Below are 18,500 nucleotides of genomic sequence, written 5' to 3' on the forward strand. Positions count from 1 at the left end.
AAACCCTCAAAATTGAACTGATATGAATAAGTCAATAAAAATAAGCTGCTTAAGTTTAATACTGCTTCCTATTATAATGTTTAGTGCATGTAAAAAAGACTGGTTAAATGCCAAACCAGATAAAGCTTTAGTGGTACCAACAACGGTTTCGGACTATCAGGCACTATTGGATAATGCCATTGGTTCTCCCGGGATGAACCAAAATGAGCCAAGTCTTAGTATGGTAGGTGATGGGGATTATCATATAGCTGATGCCGACTATACAAGATTGAGATATGCGCCTGAGAAAAGCGCATATATTTGGGCTCCGACAGCAGATTTTTATAACGGACAGGGCTCGTCTGAATGGATAAGTGCCTACGCCAGAATTTTGCAAAGTAATGTTGTATTAGATGGAATTGCTACGGTAAAAACTGATGTTGGCTCTTTGACGGCCTATAACAATGTAAAAGGATCAGCTTTGTTTTATCGAAGTTTCGATTTTTATAATTTGTCGCAGATATATTGTAAGGCTTATGACGCGACATCAGCAACTACAGATTTCGGATTGCCATTAAGAGTATCTTCAAATGTAAACCTTACTGTAAGTCGATCCTCGTTGCAACAAACCTATGACTTGATTACACATGATCTGTTGCAGGCTGCTCCGTTGTTACCTGCAAAGCCATTATATCCTACCCGCCCTTCCAAACCCGCTGTTTTTGGATTATTGGCCAGGGTTTATTTAGCGCAGGGAAATTATAGTAAAGCCCTAACTTATGCGGATTCTTCCCTGCATTTACAAAGTGCATTAATGGATTACAATCAGCTAAATCCCAACGATTACATACCTATAGCTCAATTTAATAAGGAAGTAATTTTTCATTCTCAATTAAGTACGTATGCTTCATTTGATACATACAGCCTTATTGTTGATTCAACTCTTTATAAGTCTTATGACGCCAATGATTTAAGGGTGTCAATTTTTTTCCTAAATGTTAATGGAAATATGACTTATTGGGGTAATTATACAGGTGCCCCTTATGCATTTTTTGGTGGGTTGGCTACCGACGAAATGTACCTGATCCGTTCGGAAGCCTATGCAAGGACTGGAAACACCACAGCTGCTATCAATGACCTGAATACTCTATTGTCAACCCGTTGGAAAACGGGTACCTATGTTAATAAAACCGCAGCCTCGGCAGACGCAGCATTAGCGCTAATAATAGCAGAAAGGCGAAAAGAGCTTTGTTTTAGAAACTTAAGATGGCCGGACTTACGCAGGTTAAATAAAGATCCCCGTTTCCAGGTGACTTTAATAAGAAACGTAAGTGGTAAAACTTATTCTCTGGCCCCCAATTCACCCTTGTATGTATTGCCTTTAGACCCCATTGAAGTTCAAGCTGGATTACAACAAAATCCAAGGTAAGTATCAATTAATTTTAACAATATCATTATGATAAAAGCTAATTACAATCTTTTAAAATCGTTATTATTTACGTTGATTTTAATAATTCTTATACCCATTTTGGCAAAAGCCCAAACCACTGAAACACTTGTTGGTGAAAAAGTCCCTGACGCAACATTTAGAGAAATTGTAAATTATACTTCAACAAGCGCTAAAATCTCTGATTTTAAAGGCAAATTACTCATTTTGGATTTTTGGGCAACCTGGTGTTCCCCATGTGTAGCAATGTTTCCGAAGATGGATTCATTGGAAAAACAGTTTGCGGGTAAAATTCAGGTAATGCCGATTACAAAAGAATCTGAAAAAAAAGTAGTTAACTTTCTAAACCACATGTACAAAATAAGGCATATCAGACCTTTTTCAGTGGTCAATGATACCTTATTCAGTGAGCTGTTTAAATATTCTCAAATTCCATATTATGTTTGGATAGATTCTAACGGCAAGGTAATAGCAAACACAGGTGCCGAAGAAATAACTGCTAAAAACATTGATGCAGTATTAAAAGGACAAACCCCAACATTTGAAAATAGAAATGATATCCAGTATCGGGAATTAAAGGTAACGGCGGAACACAATTTATTTGTCCTGAAAAATAACTTTAATATAAAAGATACATCAACCGATAGCGACAAAATAACTGGACCAAATATTTTATCATATTCTATTGCAACAAAATATATTCCTAATGCATGGGGGCAGTTATATTTTGATGAAGACCATTTTACTGCATACAATGTCAGTATAGAACATCTTTATCGTTGGGCTTATAATGCAGGCTATTATGATGAACCAACTCAAGGTGCTTTTAATTCAGAAAAAAATCATGTGTTTGAATTTAGGAATCAGAAATTATTGGATAGCATTAATTTGCCAAAATCCATAAAAAGCGGAACAAAAGAAATGGATCAGTGGGCAAAAGATTATTCCGTGAGTTACGAAATGGTTTATCCGAAAGGGATCACTTGGAAAGCCAAAATGGAACTCGTAAGAGAAGATCTTGATCGATCTTTTTCTAAGCCTATGGGTTTTAAAGTTCACGTAGAAAAACGAATTGATAGTAACTCTCAAGTCCTAAAACGCGTTAATAGTCGCATAGCACTTTCAACAACGGGCGGAATTGCTAAGGAAAGTCATGACAGATATATGTATGTACAGCATAATATGCCGCTAAGTCACTTTACGGGCTTGTTAAAAGGTTATTTTTTTCAAGACAGTAAAATATCCTTTATAGATGAGTGTGGGATAACCGAGAATGTGGATTTAGAATTGAGTTGTGATATGAATAATTTAGAAAGTATTAATGCGGCTCTTGACAAATATGGCTTAAAGTTTATTAAGAAAGTAAAGAAGATTGACGTGCTAATATTTTCGGAAAGTGATAAATTTTAATCCTATCACATCTTGCAAACAAAATAAAGAGCGGGTGAAATTTATTGTCCGCTCTTTATTTATTAAAGGTGCTATTTTAATGTCCGTTATAATCGCCGGTGGTAGCACTGCCAGTCCTTGATGGTGAGCCAGAGGGTGCAGCGTTATTTACAGGTGCATTTGAAGTTGTCCATTCAGCTGTACATTCATCTGAAGGATTTGAAGCACATGATGGGCCAGCAGTGTTACGATAAACAAAGTCAGCGGCGTTAGAATCGCCAGCGATACCAGTTTTGTTATAATACGAAGCTGTAAACAAAAGGCGACCTTTAGCATCTTTTGTAACTTTGATAGCGTTTTTAGATGCTGAAGTAAACGCACTAAATCCTAATGCCATTGCACCTACTAACAGGCCAAAAGCGATTTGTTTAAAATTTTTCATTTTTTTTAATTTTTGAAAGATGTATTTAAATTGACGAGCCAGAGAGCAAAAATGGCTAAAGTAATAAATGCGAGATTTAACCATATATGCTGTGTCCAGCTAAGTTTTTCGATGGCGCCCCCACAAAGGCAAGGCAAGTTTTTCTCCCAAATCAATGCACTAATAATATATATTGTAAACGCCGCCATTGTAGCCGTGAAACAATATAAACCGATCTTTGAAGTTTTTGGGATAAGTAATAATGTCGCTATAATAATTTCAACTATCGGAACAGCAATAGAAATAAACACAGCGAAACCACTAATCAGGTGTACTCTTAGCAGACCGTTTAAAAAACGGTCATGATCTGTTATTTTAGCGTATGCAGTATAGATAAATAAAGCCATACATAACCATCGTATCGCAATTACTATTTTTTCCTTTGTTAGATCTGAAATTTGAAATTTCGAGCTGTTTGTTATTACACTTTCCATGAGCTTGTAGACTGGCCATCCTTTAATTAATTGATAACGTCAGTTATCGGCAGGTACATAGCCTGCATTTTAAATTGATTCTGTTTGTCACTAAACTCCTTTCCATTTGTATTACTTATAAAATAAGTAAGAGGTAGATGATCTTGTTATTTTTTAGGATGCAATTGTTTAACATCCACAAGTCAAATCTACTTCTGGAGAAAGAATTTAGGTGTCTCATTTGCTACAAAATGCAGTCTCATTTGCAACAAAATGATGTATTAAATGAGAGCTTTTGATGTCTCAAATGAGACAAAACGGCGTTTAAGTGAGTTTTACGCACATTTTTAAGAATTAAAGCTTAGCGTTTGCAGTTTAGGAACGTGGCGTATTTTTCGAAAGACTGCTTTTTTTTCTAACGCGGGCTAAGTGGGAACGGGAAACATGTAGGTATGCCGCCAGATCAGCTGTTGATATCCGGCTGGTATCGAAGCTTTGGTGGAACTCCGCAAACCTTTCTTCAGCATTTAAGCTAAGTATTTTCACTTTAAGATCACTTTTTTGCTTATAGCCCAATATTATTTCTCTGGCTACTTGCCCAATTTCAGGGAACACAGTATAACATCTATCAAAGTTTTCTTTGGTAACTGCATAAAGTGTGCAAGGTTCAATTGGGGAAATATAATACTGCGCGGGTTCCCTTCCGAAGAAACTATCGACGCAATTTAGGGTATCCTTTTCTTTTAGAAAACATATTATAACTTCCTTTTCAACTTTGATGTCTTTGTTTTTTTTGTCGGGAACCCACACATAATAATATATTTTAGCCATCCCTTTTTTTATGAACCATGATTTATTGCTCATTTCTCCAGGTGTTAAAATTTTATGGTTCCTTGGGTAATGTTCGAGGTGGGCGATTTCTTTCAAATAGTTTCTAAAATCATTTGAAAAACGTGATGGGTCTGGATAAAGCATATTATTATCATATTATTTGGTTCAGGTAATTATGCCTTAGCCAAATTAAATACAAATAGATAGGCATCCGAGACAGCCTTGTAATGCTTTTAACTGGTAGGCAAAAAGAGACGCTACTCTTTTCTCTTTACGTAAAATATTCGTAAAGGTTGTTAACTACTCTGATAATTGCAAGTCCAGTTAATGGTAATTTAATGAATGCTTGTTATTGAAAAAGGTGGCTTGATAGCATTAATTCGATGATTAGAATGTTGAAACGTCTAATTTACAGTTAAATATTTTAGATTGTTGGAGAATTAACCAACGGGAAAAAATGGACTGATTACCGGTTGCTTTATAGGAAAATATTTCAAAAAAAGACAATAATTTGACATAGAATTTTTTAATTGCCGACAAGTTTCTATCTTTGTCTATCATTGGATTAGACAAGAAAAACAGTCAAACCTTGTGAAATAGTTCATTTTGTTATGAATTGAAAAATGCCCTATTCTGCACCCCGTCAAACTTCTAACTTTGTAAGTTGCAGATTAACAACAATATAGAGAGTTTCGGATGCATCCTGCCATCCCGACAAAAGCGATACCAATCGAAGTCGAAACCCCTTAAATCGTATGATTTAAGGGGTTTTTTTATTTTATTCCACCCCAAGTTATTCAAGTAAAACCAAAGAAAATGAGACCTATTCGGTTACCCATTTTAAATTCTTAGGTTTGGGTCACCAAAATCAATGCAATATATTGATAGTCAATTAATTGAATAGTTTATTTTGACCTGTTTTGATGCGATTTGATGCCTGTTCTCTAATCAAATCTGTGCCCCTTTTCAAAAGAGGTATCAAACCAGTCAAAACCATGCTTTTGTAAATTATTAAATGAAATAGCTATGAGTACCACAAACAACACCTTCGGCGTTACTTTTTATCTTAAAAAGCAAAAGACCACTCAATCGGGAAAGTCACCGATTTATGCCCGCATTACAGTGAACGGCAAGCGTATCGAAATTTCTGTTAAACGCTCTATTGAGGAAAATAACTGGAACGCCACCAAAGGAATGGCAAAGGGAAGCCGGGAAGAAATCATTAAAATGAATAAGTACCTTGACCAATTTAAAGCCGGAATTATCGACAGCTACCAACAGCTTTTATTGCAGAAGAAATTTATTACCGCAGAACTTTTAAAAGAAAAAGTTACCGGAGGCGATCAGGCCGAATTTACACTCTGTAAATTAATGGAGTATCATAATTCTGACCAAGGGCAGCTATTGGAGCTAGGCACGATGAAGAACTATTATACTACGCAGAAGTATATCAAGGAGTTCGTCAAAGAACGGTTTAAAACCAGCGACAAATACCTTTCCGAGTTAAGTTATAAATTTATTACGGACTTCGAGTACTTCCTCCGTAACAGAACGCCGGAGAAAGGCCAAAAAGTCCTAAATAACAATGGCCTGATGAAGCACATTGAAAGGTTTTGCAAAATGATAAATCTTGCCGTTAGACTGGAATGGATAGACCGCAACCCTTTTCACGCCTACCAGTTGAAGTTTGATAAGGTAGAACGCGAATATTTAACCAAACAGGAGTTGGCAAGGATCGAAGCTAAAAAATTCAATATCGTACGTTTGCAGATAGTTCAAGATCTTTTTGTCTTCAGTTGCTATACAGGATTGGCCTATATTGACGTCTTTAATTTAACACCTGCTAATTTGGTGGCGAAATCCGAAAATAATATTTGGATTGCTACCAATAGGCAAAAGACAAATGAACCCGTAAGAGTGCCTTTGTTACCTAAAGCTCTGGCGATTATTGAAAAATACAAAGGGCATCCGCAGTCATTAGCCGAGGGGAAGGTGTTGCCAAAGTTAAGTAATCAGAAACTAAACAGCTATTTAAAGGAAATTGCAGATACGTGCGGTATTACCAAACCTCTTACCTTTCATATTGCCCGGCATACATTCGCAACAACGGTAACATTGACCAATGGCGTGCCTATAGAAACGGTAAGTAAATTATTAGGCCACAGTAAATTAACAACCACCCAGATATATGCTAAGGTGGTAGAAAGTAAGTTAGCCGATGATATGGCTAGGTTAAGCGAAAAATTAGGGTTATAATAATTATTTAAGAAGGCGGTTTAGTAATCACCGCCTTCTATTTGGACATTTCTGACATTCAATCACAAAAAACTTTAATAGTGCGTTACCTAAGCAATAAGACTAAAACGAGTTTTTACCTTAATTTTCTGCTTAGATGCTGGTAATTTATTGTTATGTACGATAGTGTTACTTGCAAGCTTTTCAAACCAGCTTTAGTTCTTTCACCATTTAACATTCTAAAGATATCCAAAATATCATCAATTAAATTTGGTGTGAAACGATTTACCTTATTTTTCGCGAAGGCTGCTAATTGGCACTTATAATTTTGCTTATAATTAATTTATAAAATGTTCGGTAGCCGCGCAGTTCCATAGGTACCCCTGCCAATTTAATTACTGGCTTATCAAGCAAGATGGCCAGGATTTTCTCGAAAGTTCCTTCCCCATCAATGTTTTCAATCATTACCCATTGCCAATACCAGTTTAAAAATCCGTTCATAGACCTAACCTTCAACTAGCAAAGGGGTCCTTTTTGAGTAGACCAAAAAGGGTATTTTGGTGTGTTTTATCCAGATTACCTTCCAATAAGTTTCTTTATGATGAAATTATCAAAAAAATAATTTCGGTATGAATTCCCTATGGGTATTTCATATTTTCCAATCAAAACGGTGTTATTATCAAACGAAGTAATTTCTTTTACATTAATAACATAAGACTTACTTATTCGCACGAAAATGTGCTGCGGCAATTGCTCATGAATCGTTTTGATATTCATCGCCGTCATGATCTTCTGATCAGCAGTTTGCATTACCACATAGTCCTTGAGTCCCTCAATAAAAAGGACGTCCTTGAAATGTATTTTTATGAATTTCCTTTCTGATTTCACAAAGAAATAATCATCTCCCGGATGTTGTATTTCGCTTGTCGAAATTTCACTTTCTAATAGTTTGTGGTATGTTATCGCTTTATTAACTGCTTTTTCAAAGCGATCTGTTTTTACGGGTTTGATCAGATAATCTATCGCATCCAGTTCAAAACCTTCTAACGCGTATTCGGGGTAGGCGGTAGTAAATATAACCAGGGTTTTTTTTGGGATGTTTTTAACAAATTCAATTCCGTTCATGCCCGGCATCTCTATATCCAGAAAAATCAGGTCAACTTTTATTTCGCTGATATATTTTGATGCTGCGATTGCACTGCTGAATGACCCACTTACTTCCAGGCCCGGAAATTTGGATGCTAATAACTGTATTGCCTCCCTAGCCAGGGGTTCATCATCAACGATAATGCTGTTCATGTCTTAATGGTTAAATGCACATTAAAGGTTTCCGGTGTATCAGTCACTTTTAACTCATGGCGATCCGGATACAGCAATTCCAATCTTCGCGTAACATTTGTCAACCCCAATCCCCCGTTTACACTTTTTGCAACTTTGATATGCGGTTTCGAATTTATACAATGAAAATTCAGCTCATCGTCTATCATAGAAAAAAACAGGTATACATAGGAGCGTTTTTCTGCATCAATGTTATGTTTAACTGCGTTTTCAACGAAGGTAATGAATAGTAAGGGTGCTACTTCCACTCCCTGAAGTTCGCCTTTTAAGGTAATAGTAAAATCAAAATTATCCCGCCTGATCTTTTCCAGGTTCAGAAAATCCTCCAAAAAATGAATATCAGATGTGACGAACACTTTATTTCTTGCACTGTCATACAGCTGATAACGCAAAAGGTCACTTAATTTCATTAAAACCTGCGATGCCTTTTCCGGGTCTATTTGGGTAAGCACATTGGCATTATTCAAGGTGTTAAATAGAAAATGTGGGTTGATCTGTTTTTTCAGATTTTCAAGTTCCGACTGGATAGTAATTGTCTCCAGTTCACTGATCCTTTGTGAATCGACTACCCATCGCTGGAAAAGCTTAACCGCCGCCGAAGCACCCATAAGGATGATAAAAATAAAATAAAAGGCAAATAAGTTTGGTTCCGACCGGTGTGTCTCCAGCGGTGCTTTTAAATAGGTTGATACAAAATGCCTGGTACTAAAGGCGGCGGTTTGAATTAGCACAAATAAAGCAATTAACCAAAGGAAATACCCCAAGTAATTATCTTTAAACAATAACCGGGGAACCAACCGGTACATATTAATATAAAATAAAAAAAGCAGAACAGAAAAGAGCCAGATTTTTAAATAAGTATTGACAGGTTCTGAAAACTCTACGCTGCTGTTATAAAATCCAGCTCCAAGAAGTACGATCAAACATAAATGCCGTAGCATCCTGAATCTCCTTTCGATGATAAGTCTCAGGATAATATCATTGTTAAAGGTTTTAAATTTATTTTCCGGATCCATGTTATTTCGTTAATAGGTCTTAAAGGTAGGCAAACGGAGGTATTCAGTTTGTGTATTTATACGAAAGTAACCAGTTATTATACCAAACAAGTATTTAAGCCCCCTTTTATAAAAGGTCAGGTCAAGTGTAAATCGGGAATAATGGCAATCGTTTTTTGGGGGTTCTATACGGCAGTACCACTTTGGTATAATAAGTAAATGGTTTGGTATAATATCAAAATTTGGTACTGATGCCAGCCATACTTTAGTGCCAAAATCAACAAAATGGCCAGATTACTTTTACTTATTTGCATTGCATTCACCGCGGTATCCGCCTTCGGGCAAAAAAATACGACCATCAGTGGTACGATAAAGGATAATGCGACCGGTGAAACTTTAATAGCCGCCTCTGTCCGAATTAAAGAACTCCCACAGAAAGGTGCCTCGACAAATAGTTACGGGTTTTACTCCATAACCATTCCTGAAGGTGAGTATACCCTGATCTATAGTTATATCGGTTATGAAACCACTTCGAAACCGGTATCGCTACATAAAATCAGGTCATCGATATGATGCTGGCACCAAGCAGTGCCCTTAAAGAAGTGGTGATTGGTTCAAACAGACCCAATAATGACCAGGTGCTTTCCCCGGAAATGGGTGTCGAAAAGCTCAACATGAAGCAAATAAATAGCGTGCCGGTCGTTTTTGGGGAGAAAGATATTCTCAAGACGATTACGCTGATGCCCGGCGTAAAATCAGGAGGCGAAGGCAATACCGGATTTTACGTACGTGGCGGTGCTTCTGATCAAAACCTGATCCTGCTGGATGAAGCGCCGGTTTACAATGCTTCCCACCTGTTCGGCTTTTTCTCCACTTTTAATTCTGACGCCATAAAAGATGTGACCTTATATAAAGGCGGAATGCCTGCAGAATATGGCGGGCGGTTATCATCAGTACTCGATGTAAAAATGTATGATGGGAACGCCAAAGGTTTTACTGTTCAGGGAGGCCTTGGACTTATTGCGTCCCGGCTAAAAGTGGAGGGGCCCATTGATGGTGGTAAAGGTTCTTTCATGGTGAGTGCAAGGCGGACCTACATCGATCTTTTTCTGAAAGCATCCTCCGATTCGAGCATTAAGGGCAGCTCGCTTTACTTTTATGACCTCAATGCCAAAGCCAATTATCATTTTAACAGTAATAACGCCATTTTTCTGTCGGGCTATTTCGGTAAAGATGTGATCGGTTTGAAAAACACCTTCGGTACCAACTGGGGAAACACTACCGGCACTGTCCGTTTTAACCATGTATTCAGTTCAAAACTTTTTTCAAATACCTCGCTGATTTACAGCAATTATAATTACGTCATCCAGAGTTATGAGACTGACCAAAGCTTCAAAGCAACCTCTAAAATAACCGACCTTAATTTTAAAGAGGATTTCCAATATTCTGCCAGCGACGGCCATCACATCAAGTTTGGCGTAAATGTGCTGCACCACAGTATCGAACCGGGTGATATTTCATCTTCTGCAGATAATGTTAATGCGAGAAGCGTGCAGCAACGTTACGGGCTGGAAAGCGCTGCCTATGTCAGTGATGATTGGAAAGTAAGCGACCGGCTCAACATCCTGTATGGGGTGAGGCTGAGTGACTTTACCCTGCTGGGGCCGGGAAGCTTCAATACTTTTGATGCAGCTGGGAACGTCATCGCTACGAAAACATACAATTCAGGCAGCGCCGTCAGAAATTACTTTAATCTGGAACCCCGGTTTTCTGCCAGTTATCAGCTCGATAGCGTCAGCTCGGTCAAATTCTCTTATAACCGGAACACCCAAAACATTCACCTGCTGACCAATTCGAACAGCAGTTCGCCTACTGACCTGTATGTAATGAGCAGCAATAACATTAAGCCGGAAATTGCCGACCAAGTGTCCACCGGCTGGTTTAGGAATTTTGATGATAACCAGTTTGAATTTTCCGCAGAGGTATATTATAAATGGCTGCAGAACCAGATCGACTATAAAGATGGTGCGCAGTTAATTGCTAACCAGGATGTGGAATCACAATTGGTCTACGGCTCGGGCAGGGCTTATGGATTAGAACTCTTCCTGAAGAAAAAGTACGGACGGTTCAACGGCTGGATCGGTTACACCCTATCCAGAACGGAGGATAAATTCGCGACCATTAACAATGACAGTTATTTCCCGGCCCGGCAGGACCGCACGCATGATCTTTCGGTAGTTGGTATTTACCAACTAACCAAACGCTGGTCATTATCCGGCGCATTTGTTTACGGAACGGGCAATGCGGTTACCTATCCGACAGGCAAATATAGTGTTAACGGACTAACCACTTTTTCTTATTCAGAAAGGAACGGTTACCGCGAACCTGCAACTAACCGGCTGGATATCGGCGCAACGTTGGAAGGCAGAGAGCATAAGAAGTTCCATTCCAGCTGGACGTTCAGCATTTACAATTTATACGGCAGCAGAGAGCCTTATTCGATAACTTTCAGGGACAGCAAGACGGTGCCGAATACCACGGAGGCTGTAGAGACCAGCATTTTCGCGACACCGATACCATCAGTTACCTGGAACTTTAAATTTTAATCTTATGAAAAACAGCAAACTATATACGATCCTCTCATTATCACTGATCCTATCAGCATGCACCAAGGTGATCGACCTTAAGCTGGGAAATGACAGTGGAAAGCTGGTTATAGAAGCCAATGTAACCAATGCCAATGCGCCTCAAATTATTAAGTTGAGCAAAAACGTTGCCTTTACCACTACAAACACTTATCCCCCGGTATCCGGTGCTACGGTAACGGTTACCGATCAGACCGGACAAATTTACCGTTTCACCGAGGGGGTTTCAGGTACTTACACCAACAGTCAATTAAAGGGTATTGCGGGCTATACCTATACCATGAGCGTTCTGACGGGGAGCATAACGTATGCCGCAAGTTCTAAGATGCCCGCTAGCGTAGCGATCGATTCTGTTACTTCAAAAAATAACGCGTTTAGCAGCGGCAGCAACCCCACCAAAGAAATCTCGGTCCATTATCACGACCCAGCAGGTGTCCCGAATTATTATCTCTGCGTGATGTCTATCAACGGTGTCCAGGTCAAAAATGTTTTTGCCTTTGATGACGAGTTTAATGACGGACTCGCAGTTAGCGAAGTGCTCAGGGAAACAGATATTGATATTCACGCAGGTGATAAAATAACGGTGGAAATGCAATGCCTCGACAAGCCCATTTATACGTATTGGTTCACCTTGTCACAACAAAGCGCTAACGGGCCCGGCGGTAGTGTTACACCATCCAACCCGCCAACAAACATCAGCCCAGTATCCCTGGGATACTTTAGTGCCCATACTACCCAATCCATTACCATAATAGCCAAATAATAATTATGAAAATGCATTTCCGGTTATTGGCCAGGATAAAGTTTTGGCAGTTCGCATTGGGCATCTGCCTGGTAGTTGTGCCTTCTGGCCTTTTTGCCCAAGATATCCCGAAGGTTGATTCGACTTCCTGGAGTATGCAAAAATGCCTCGATTACGCTAAAAAAATAATATTCAGCTCAATTCATTGCGGTTGGATCAACAAACAAGCCAACAGGAGTTATTACTTTCCAAAGCCGCCGTATTACCCGGATTGTCAGTTACAGCCAGTCAAAACTTAACCCATGGTAAAAGTCTGGATGCCAATACCGGCCAATACAGCTCAGGTTTTACCCCGGCAGGTAGCTATGGTGTAAATACTTCTATTGTGCTTTACCAGGGAGGCTACCTGAAGCAGGATATCCGGCAAAAGAATTTATCACTTCAATCTGGAGGCTTCAGCATTCAGGAACAGGAGAATAACATTACCTTAAGCATCACACAGTATTACCTTGCCGTATTACTGGATAAGGAAACGATTATTTATGAGCAGCAAATCGCGAATACCTCAAAGGCGCAGGTAGCACAGGCAAGGCAACGATATGCAGCAGGCAGCATTGCACGGAAAGACGTCGCCCAAATGGAGTCACAGCTGGCCAATGATAAATACACGCTGGTAACTGCTTTAAATACCAAAATGCAGGATTTGCTGAACCTTAAACAGGTTTTGCAATTACCGACCGGATATTTGTTTGACATTGTGGAACCAGACACCATTATTTCAAAAAAGTCAATACCGGACTTACATACCGTACAAGCGAATTCGCTATCGTTCCGTCCCGAAATTAAGATCAGCGAATTGGGTATTGAAACCGCTGAATTTAGCCTGGCAAAAGCAAAGTCTGGCTATCAGCCAACTTTGACCGCTTTCGGTTCCGCAAGTACAAGTTTTACAGGGACATCCCCCGGCTATTTTACGCAGCTGAATAATTATTTTAACCAGCAGGCCGGACTTACTTTGTCTATTCCCATTTTCAATAAACGGGTCAATAAAACTAACGTTGAAGAAGCTAAAATCAATATTGAACAGGCCCATTTGATTTTGAAAGACAGTAAGACCAACTTGTTGCAAAATGTAGAGAAATCATATCTCAATGTTGTAAACGCACAAAGCCAGTTTGATGCAGCCCTGGAAGCTTTACATTATAACCAGGAAACCTACCGGATTGCAAATGAGCAGTTGTCATTAGGTGCTACCGCCATGGTAGATTTTTTACAGCAAAAGGCCTTATATGTTCAGGCCCTTCAGCAGTTTATACAGGCCAAATACAATGCAGCGCTTACCATCGAAATCTATAATTTTTATAACGGCTTGCCTGTGAAACTTTAATCACAACTCATTCATGAAAAAATCTAAAAAAAATATATTCATAGCCATCATCTTAATCATCGTTTTGCTCTGCGGCTGGTTGCTTATTTTTAATAAACGAGCTAAACCTATCGTTTTAGTAACCGAAAGGCCAGCCTATGGTTACATAGCCCAAAGTGTTACCGCCACAGGGACTATTGAACCTGTCGATACGGTTTCAGTTGGCACACAGGTCTCAGGCACTATCAGCGTCATCAACGCCGACTTTAACTCAAAAGTAAAAAAGGGGCAGTTACTGGCCCAACTGGACAAATCACTTTTACAAGCGGTAGTTGACCAGGATGATGCCAACCTTCAAACACAAAAAAGTTCTCTGGTTTTAAATGAAAGCACCTATCAGCGGCAAAAGATGCTATATACCTCCGGGGCGATCAGCAAAGCGGATTATGAAACGGCACTAAATAACTATAATGCCGCCCGTGCTGCAGTAGCTAATGCGCAGGCTTTATTGCGATCTGCCAGCAAAAACCTCTCTTACGCCGATATTTATTCCCCTATAGATGGCGTTGTTCTGTCGCGTAACATTAGTATAGGGCAAACGGTCGCGGCAGCTTTCACAACGCCAACTTTGTTCGTCCTTGCCAAGGATATCACGAAAATGCAGGTAGAGGCCGCAGTAGATGAGGCAGACATCGGTACAGTGCAAAAAGGGCAAAGAGCTCAATTTACGGTGGATGCTTATATAGACGACTTATTCACCGGTACCGTGGCCGATATACGTTTGCATCCAAAAGTTACCTCCAACGTAGTCACCTATACAACGATCATCAATGCGCCAAATAGCGACATGAAGCTAAAACCCGGAATGACAGCCAATATTGTAGTATATACCAAGGAGGCAAGCCATGCCATACTGGTAAGTTCCAAAGCTTTGAATTTTGTTCCGGATTCCACATTGAAAAATGACTATATCATTCAGTATTACATCAAAGAGTTCGGGAAGCACAAGGACACGATAAATGGAAAAACCGCATATATATGGGTTACATCAGGTAACAAAATCAGCCAGGTGCGAGTGGTAACTGGTTTAGATGACAATAATCATGTGCAGATCTTATACGGCCTGCTTCCCGGCCAGCAGGTAGTTATATCATATCCAATTCCAGGGAATATCAACACATCATCATCTATACTTCCTAAACCGCCTGAAAGCAATTCGAAAAAGAGATGAAAAACAAGATCCTTGAATTAATTGATATTAAAAGACATTTCCAGATGGGAACAGAGGTAGTGAACGCGCTCAAAGGGGTTTCCTTTGACGTTTTTTCAGGAGAGTTCGTAACGATTATGGGCAGCAGTGGTTCCGGGAAAACGACCCTGCTCAATACCCTTGGATGTTTGGATAAACCGAGCGAAGGCAGTTACTTATTAGATGGGACCAACATCGGGCAGCTTAACAGGAACGAGCTGGCTAAGCTCAGGAACGAAAAGATCGGATTTGTTTTCCAGTCCTATAATTTACTGGCTCGTACTACCGCTCTGGAAAATGTAGAACTTCCGCTTTTTTACAACTCTGCGGTCACGGCTACAGAAAGAAGGGAAAGAGCAATAGCAGCTTTAGAGGCGGTAAAGCTTTCCGAAAGAATGTACCATATGCCTAATGAGTTATCCGGAGGTCAGCAGCAAAGGGTGGCGATTGCCAGGGCCCTGGTAAACGAGCCGGTGATGATATTAGCTGATGAAGCCACCGGAAATCTGGATACCCGGACATCCTACGAGATCATGTCGCTGATGCAGGAACTGAACCAATCCAAGGGAAAGACCATCGTTTTTGTAACCCATGAACCGGACATCGCAGCTTTCAGCGGCCGTACGATCACTTTACGTGACGGAAGAATAATGAAAGATAGTATCAATGCGAATAAGCGCAGTGCCAAAGAAATGCTGGCGTTGCTTTCGGTTACCGACGATTATTAGCAGTCAATAATATAAAATAACACATGAAAATATACAACCTGGTATTACTTGCATTAAGGGCGCTACAACGGAATAAATTAAGGGCCTTTTTAACCATGCTCGGTATTATCATCGGTGTAGCCTCGGTGATCACCATTGGCGCTATCGGAGATGGTTCTACGGCAAGTATTCATAGCTCGCTTTCGGGCTTAGGCTCTAATCTGATTACCATATTGCCAAACAGTAATGTTCCGGGTGGTGCCAGGCTTCAGGGTTCTAACGTGGAAACACTCACTTATAAGGATATAACAGCAATAAAACAACGTGCTGTTTATGTCGCTTTTGTATCGCCCTCCTCACAGGCAACTGGACAGGCTATCAACGGATCATTAAACTGGCCGACGACAATTAACGGTGTAAATGCTGATTTTCTAACTATTCGTAACCTGTCCGTTCAGGATGGAATTTCCTTTTCTGAAAGGGATATCCGCACCTATGCTAAAGTTTGTCTTTTAGGTAAAACCGTCGTGAAAAATATATTCCCAAAAGGTGTTAACCCGGTTGGTAAGGTAATCCGATTTAATAAGATCCCCTTCCAGGTCATAGGCGTATTAGCTCCAAAGGGGCAGAATACTTTTGGCCAAGACGAAGATGACATCATTTTAGCACCTTATACGACTGTCCAAAAAAGAATAATCTCCTCCATTTATTTTGGAAGTATTTATGCCTCTGCAAGATCAGAAGCATTGTCTGATCAGGCTTCGAAAGAATTGTCCGGAATTTTAAGGATTTCCCACCGGCTACACGATAACGTAGACGATGATTTTGTGATCAGGACACAGGAGGAACTGATGAGAACTTTAACTACTATAACCACCTTGCTGACCTATTTATTAACAGGCATTGCGGGTATTTCCCTTCTTATCGGCGGTATAGGGATCATGAATATCATGTATGTATCTGTTGTGGAAAGGACAAAGGAAATAGGATTAAGAATGTCAATCGGTGCAAGGGGAATTGATATCCTCAACCAGTTTCTGACTGAAGCGATCATAATCAGCGTTGCCGGCGGGCTCATCGGCATCGTATTGGGCGAAGCCCTAGGTTTTCTCATTTTGCACCTGCTATCTTGGGAACCTGTGTTTAATAAAACATCTGTTATTGTTTCGTTTTCATTTTGTACAATTATCGGTGTCTTCTTTGGCTATTACCCGGCCTCAAAAGCGTCAAAGCTCGACCCGATCGAAGCTTTGCGATATGAATAAGGGAGTTGCCACTGAGGTAGAAATAGACGTGTTCCGATAAATTTCTTGGATGAACACGGATAATAACTCCGGGTCAAGTATCCCGTTCTTGATAGGTTGCAGCACAAATATATAACGGGCGAGATATCTATTCTGTAACCAGTAAAATCCTTATTGGAAGAAATAGCGAACGGTCCCACATTAGAATATTCTGTAACCATAGAATTCTGCGGTACTATATAGAGGCGTTGATTATGATTTCAGCCCTTTAGACGCTTTGAGTACCGCTCCAGATCAGCGTCAGCATATCTTCGCACAGGAGATCCGTCTTTCTTCACAGTCGGCAAGTACGAGCAAGTTAAAGTGGGTAGCCGGGGCTTATGGGTTTACGCAAAATCTGCACATGATCACGCCGACATTTTATGGGCCGGATTACGTGCAATTTGACCCGGCTTCCGGTGCACCATTTACCACCATCGGTAACAGCCACGGCAACAATAAAGGCTATGCATTCTTCGGACAGGCCACCTATTCGCTTACTAACCAACTGGACTTTACCGCAGGCATACGTTACGATCACGAAAACCGCGGGCTTAGCCAATATACCGATTACCAGAAAGATCCTGCCCCTGCAACCTTGTTAAACCCAAATGCGGATTACCGGGCCAGCTTTAACGCGGTCACCCCCAAATTCGTATTGAGCTACAAAATCCAGGACAACATGCTGCTTTACGGTTCGTATGCAAGGGGCTTCCGTGCAGGCGGATTAAACACCAATGCGACCGATCCGGCACAAGTTCCTTACCAACCGGAACATTCTGACAATTACGAAATAGGCTGGAAAAACACGTTTTTGGATAACAAGTTAAAATTTAACCTGACCGCATTTTACCTCGAACAGCATAACCAGCAGATCAGTACGGCTATGGACGGCATCAACGCACTGATCCTGAATGTTGGCGAAATGCACAATAAAGGTTTGGAACTGGAAGTAACAGCCCTGCCCGTAAAAGGCCTGCAAATTGACTGGAATGCCAGCTATTCCTATGCACGTTATACCTCGCTATTGCTATACAGCGCAGATGCCAAAGCCGTAGTGAATTACAAGGGCGACCAGCCTATCAATACGCCGCCGGTTAGTTCGATGCTGGCAGCCCAATACACTTATGATTTCGTTGGAAGTAAACAGAAATTAGCCGCATTCGTCCGGGGTGAATATCGTTATTTAGACAAGTACTACTTTGATTTTGTGAATGGCTTAAGCCAGCCAGCTTATAGTTTGTTCAACGCTAAAGCAGGTATCAGCAGTAAGAACTTTGAACTGAACTTCTGGGCGCGGAATATTACTGATAAAAAGTACGTCGCTTACGGCTCATTCGGTACTTTCCTTTTGGGAAGCCCGAAAACTTACGGAACGACTTTAATAGCGAAATTTTAAA

The 18,500-nt window shown here is 40.2% G+C and carries 17 protein-coding genes; 11 read left to right on the forward strand and 6 right to left on the reverse strand.

Translation table 11 applies throughout. The annotated features are described in order from the left end of the window. Nucleotides 1–22 precede the first annotated feature (22 nt). Together BDD43_RS14920 and BDD43_RS14925 are read left to right on the forward strand one after the other, a co-directional pair. Nucleotides 23–1,408 carry a RagB/SusD family nutrient uptake outer membrane protein gene (locus tag BDD43_RS14920; protein WP_121198425.1) on the forward strand — a complete coding sequence of 462 codons (1,386 nt, stop codon included), beginning with the start codon at nt 23–25 and terminating at the stop codon, nt 1,406–1,408. A gap of 27 nt (nt 1,409–1,435) precedes the next feature. Then, nucleotides 1,436–2,836, forward strand: coding sequence for a TlpA family protein disulfide reductase (locus BDD43_RS14925; RefSeq protein ID WP_121198426.1), 1,401 nt, complete (start codon nt 1,436–1,438; stop codon nt 2,834–2,836). Nucleotides 2,837–2,912: 76 nt separating this feature from the next. Here BDD43_RS14925 and BDD43_RS14930 read toward each other — a convergent pair whose 3' ends face one another. The 3 genes from BDD43_RS14930 to BDD43_RS14940 all read right to left on the reverse strand — a co-directional run bounded on the left by BDD43_RS14930 (nt 2,913) and on the right by BDD43_RS14940 (nt 4,684). Beyond that, on the reverse strand, nt 2,913–3,257 hold the full coding sequence (locus tag BDD43_RS14930; protein WP_121198427.1) for a hypothetical protein: 345 nt from the start codon (nt 3,255–3,257) through the stop codon (nt 2,913–2,915). A 5-nt stretch (nt 3,258–3,262) separates the two neighbouring features. Continuing rightward, nucleotides 3,263–3,730: a MauE/DoxX family redox-associated membrane protein gene (locus BDD43_RS14935; RefSeq protein ID WP_121198428.1), complete on the reverse strand. Its 468-nt coding sequence runs from the start codon at nt 3,728–3,730 to the stop codon at nt 3,263–3,265. A 354-nt stretch (nt 3,731–4,084) separates the two neighbouring features. Further along, nucleotides 4,085–4,684, reverse strand: a complete 600-nt coding sequence (locus BDD43_RS14940; protein ID WP_121198429.1) for a Crp/Fnr family transcriptional regulator — start codon at nt 4,682–4,684, stop codon at nt 4,085–4,087. Nucleotides 4,685–5,566: 882 nt separating this feature from the next. Between BDD43_RS14940 and BDD43_RS14945 the strand changes: the two genes are divergently transcribed. Then, a complete protein-coding gene (locus tag BDD43_RS14945) occupies nt 5,567–6,796 on the forward strand; it encodes a site-specific integrase (protein ID WP_121198430.1) in 1,230 nt (409 codons plus the stop codon). 288 nt (nt 6,797–7,084) lie between these two features. On the opposite strand, the gene BDD43_RS14950 is transcribed toward BDD43_RS14945, so the two are convergent. The 3 genes from BDD43_RS14950 to BDD43_RS14960 all read right to left on the reverse strand — a co-directional run bounded on the left by BDD43_RS14950 (nt 7,085) and on the right by BDD43_RS14960 (nt 9,129). Continuing rightward, nucleotides 7,085–7,276 carry a hypothetical protein gene (locus BDD43_RS14950; RefSeq protein WP_121198431.1) on the reverse strand — a complete coding sequence of 64 codons (192 nt, stop codon included), beginning with the start codon at nt 7,274–7,276 and terminating at the stop codon, nt 7,085–7,087. 75 nt (nt 7,277–7,351) lie between these two features. Then, entirely contained in the window at nt 7,352–8,074 is a 723-nt protein-coding gene (locus tag BDD43_RS14955) for a LytR/AlgR family response regulator transcription factor (RefSeq protein ID WP_121198432.1), read from the reverse strand. Continuing rightward, nucleotides 8,071–9,129 carry a sensor histidine kinase gene (locus BDD43_RS14960; RefSeq protein WP_121198433.1) on the reverse strand — a complete coding sequence of 353 codons (1,059 nt, stop codon included), beginning with the start codon at nt 9,127–9,129 and terminating at the stop codon, nt 8,071–8,073. Before BDD43_RS14960 ends, BDD43_RS14955 begins: the two co-directional genes overlap by 4 nt. Before the next feature lie 264 nt (nt 9,130–9,393). On the opposite strand from BDD43_RS14960, the gene BDD43_RS30600 reads away from it, so the two are divergent. The 8 genes from BDD43_RS30600 (at nt 9,394) to BDD43_RS14995 (ending at nt 18,499) form a co-directional block, all read left to right on the forward strand. Next, entirely contained in the window at nt 9,394–9,681 is a 288-nt protein-coding gene (locus BDD43_RS30600) for a carboxypeptidase-like regulatory domain-containing protein (RefSeq protein WP_246001585.1), read from the forward strand. Further along, the gene (locus BDD43_RS14965; RefSeq protein ID WP_246001586.1) at nt 9,678–11,714 is read left to right on the forward strand and encodes a TonB-dependent receptor plug domain-containing protein; all 2,037 of its coding nucleotides are present in this window, start codon (nt 9,678–9,680) and stop codon (nt 11,712–11,714) included. The genes BDD43_RS30600 and BDD43_RS14965 overlap by 4 nt, the downstream gene beginning before the upstream one ends. 4 nt (nt 11,715–11,718) lie before the next feature. Continuing rightward, a complete protein-coding gene (locus BDD43_RS14970; RefSeq protein WP_121198434.1) occupies nt 11,719–12,516 on the forward strand; it encodes a DUF4249 domain-containing protein in 798 nt (265 codons plus the stop codon). A 190-nt stretch (nt 12,517–12,706) separates the two neighbouring features. Next, a complete protein-coding gene (locus tag BDD43_RS14975; protein ID WP_246001588.1) occupies nt 12,707–13,882 on the forward strand; it encodes a TolC family protein in 1,176 nt (391 codons plus the stop codon). Nucleotides 13,883–13,895: 13 nt separating this feature from the next. Then, nucleotides 13,896–15,092: an efflux RND transporter periplasmic adaptor subunit gene (locus BDD43_RS14980; RefSeq protein ID WP_121198435.1), complete on the forward strand. Its 1,197-nt coding sequence runs from the start codon at nt 13,896–13,898 to the stop codon at nt 15,090–15,092. Continuing rightward, nucleotides 15,089–15,838 carry an ABC transporter ATP-binding protein gene (locus tag BDD43_RS14985; protein WP_121198436.1) on the forward strand — a complete coding sequence of 250 codons (750 nt, stop codon included), beginning with the start codon at nt 15,089–15,091 and terminating at the stop codon, nt 15,836–15,838. Before BDD43_RS14980 ends, BDD43_RS14985 begins: the two co-directional genes overlap by 4 nt. Nucleotides 15,839–15,861: 23 nt before the next feature. Next, nucleotides 15,862–17,082: an ABC transporter permease gene (locus tag BDD43_RS14990; protein WP_121198437.1), complete on the forward strand. Its 1,221-nt coding sequence runs from the start codon at nt 15,862–15,864 to the stop codon at nt 17,080–17,082. A gap of 256 nt (nt 17,083–17,338) precedes the next feature. Beyond that, nucleotides 17,339–18,499, forward strand: coding sequence for a TonB-dependent receptor (locus BDD43_RS14995; RefSeq protein ID WP_246001590.1), 1,161 nt, complete (start codon nt 17,339–17,341; stop codon nt 18,497–18,499). Nucleotide 18,500: the final 1 nt, after the last annotated feature.

It is taken from the genome of Mucilaginibacter gracilis (genome assembly GCF_003633615.1).
Classification (GTDB): Bacteria; Bacteroidota; Bacteroidia; order Sphingobacteriales; family Sphingobacteriaceae; genus Mucilaginibacter; species Mucilaginibacter gracilis.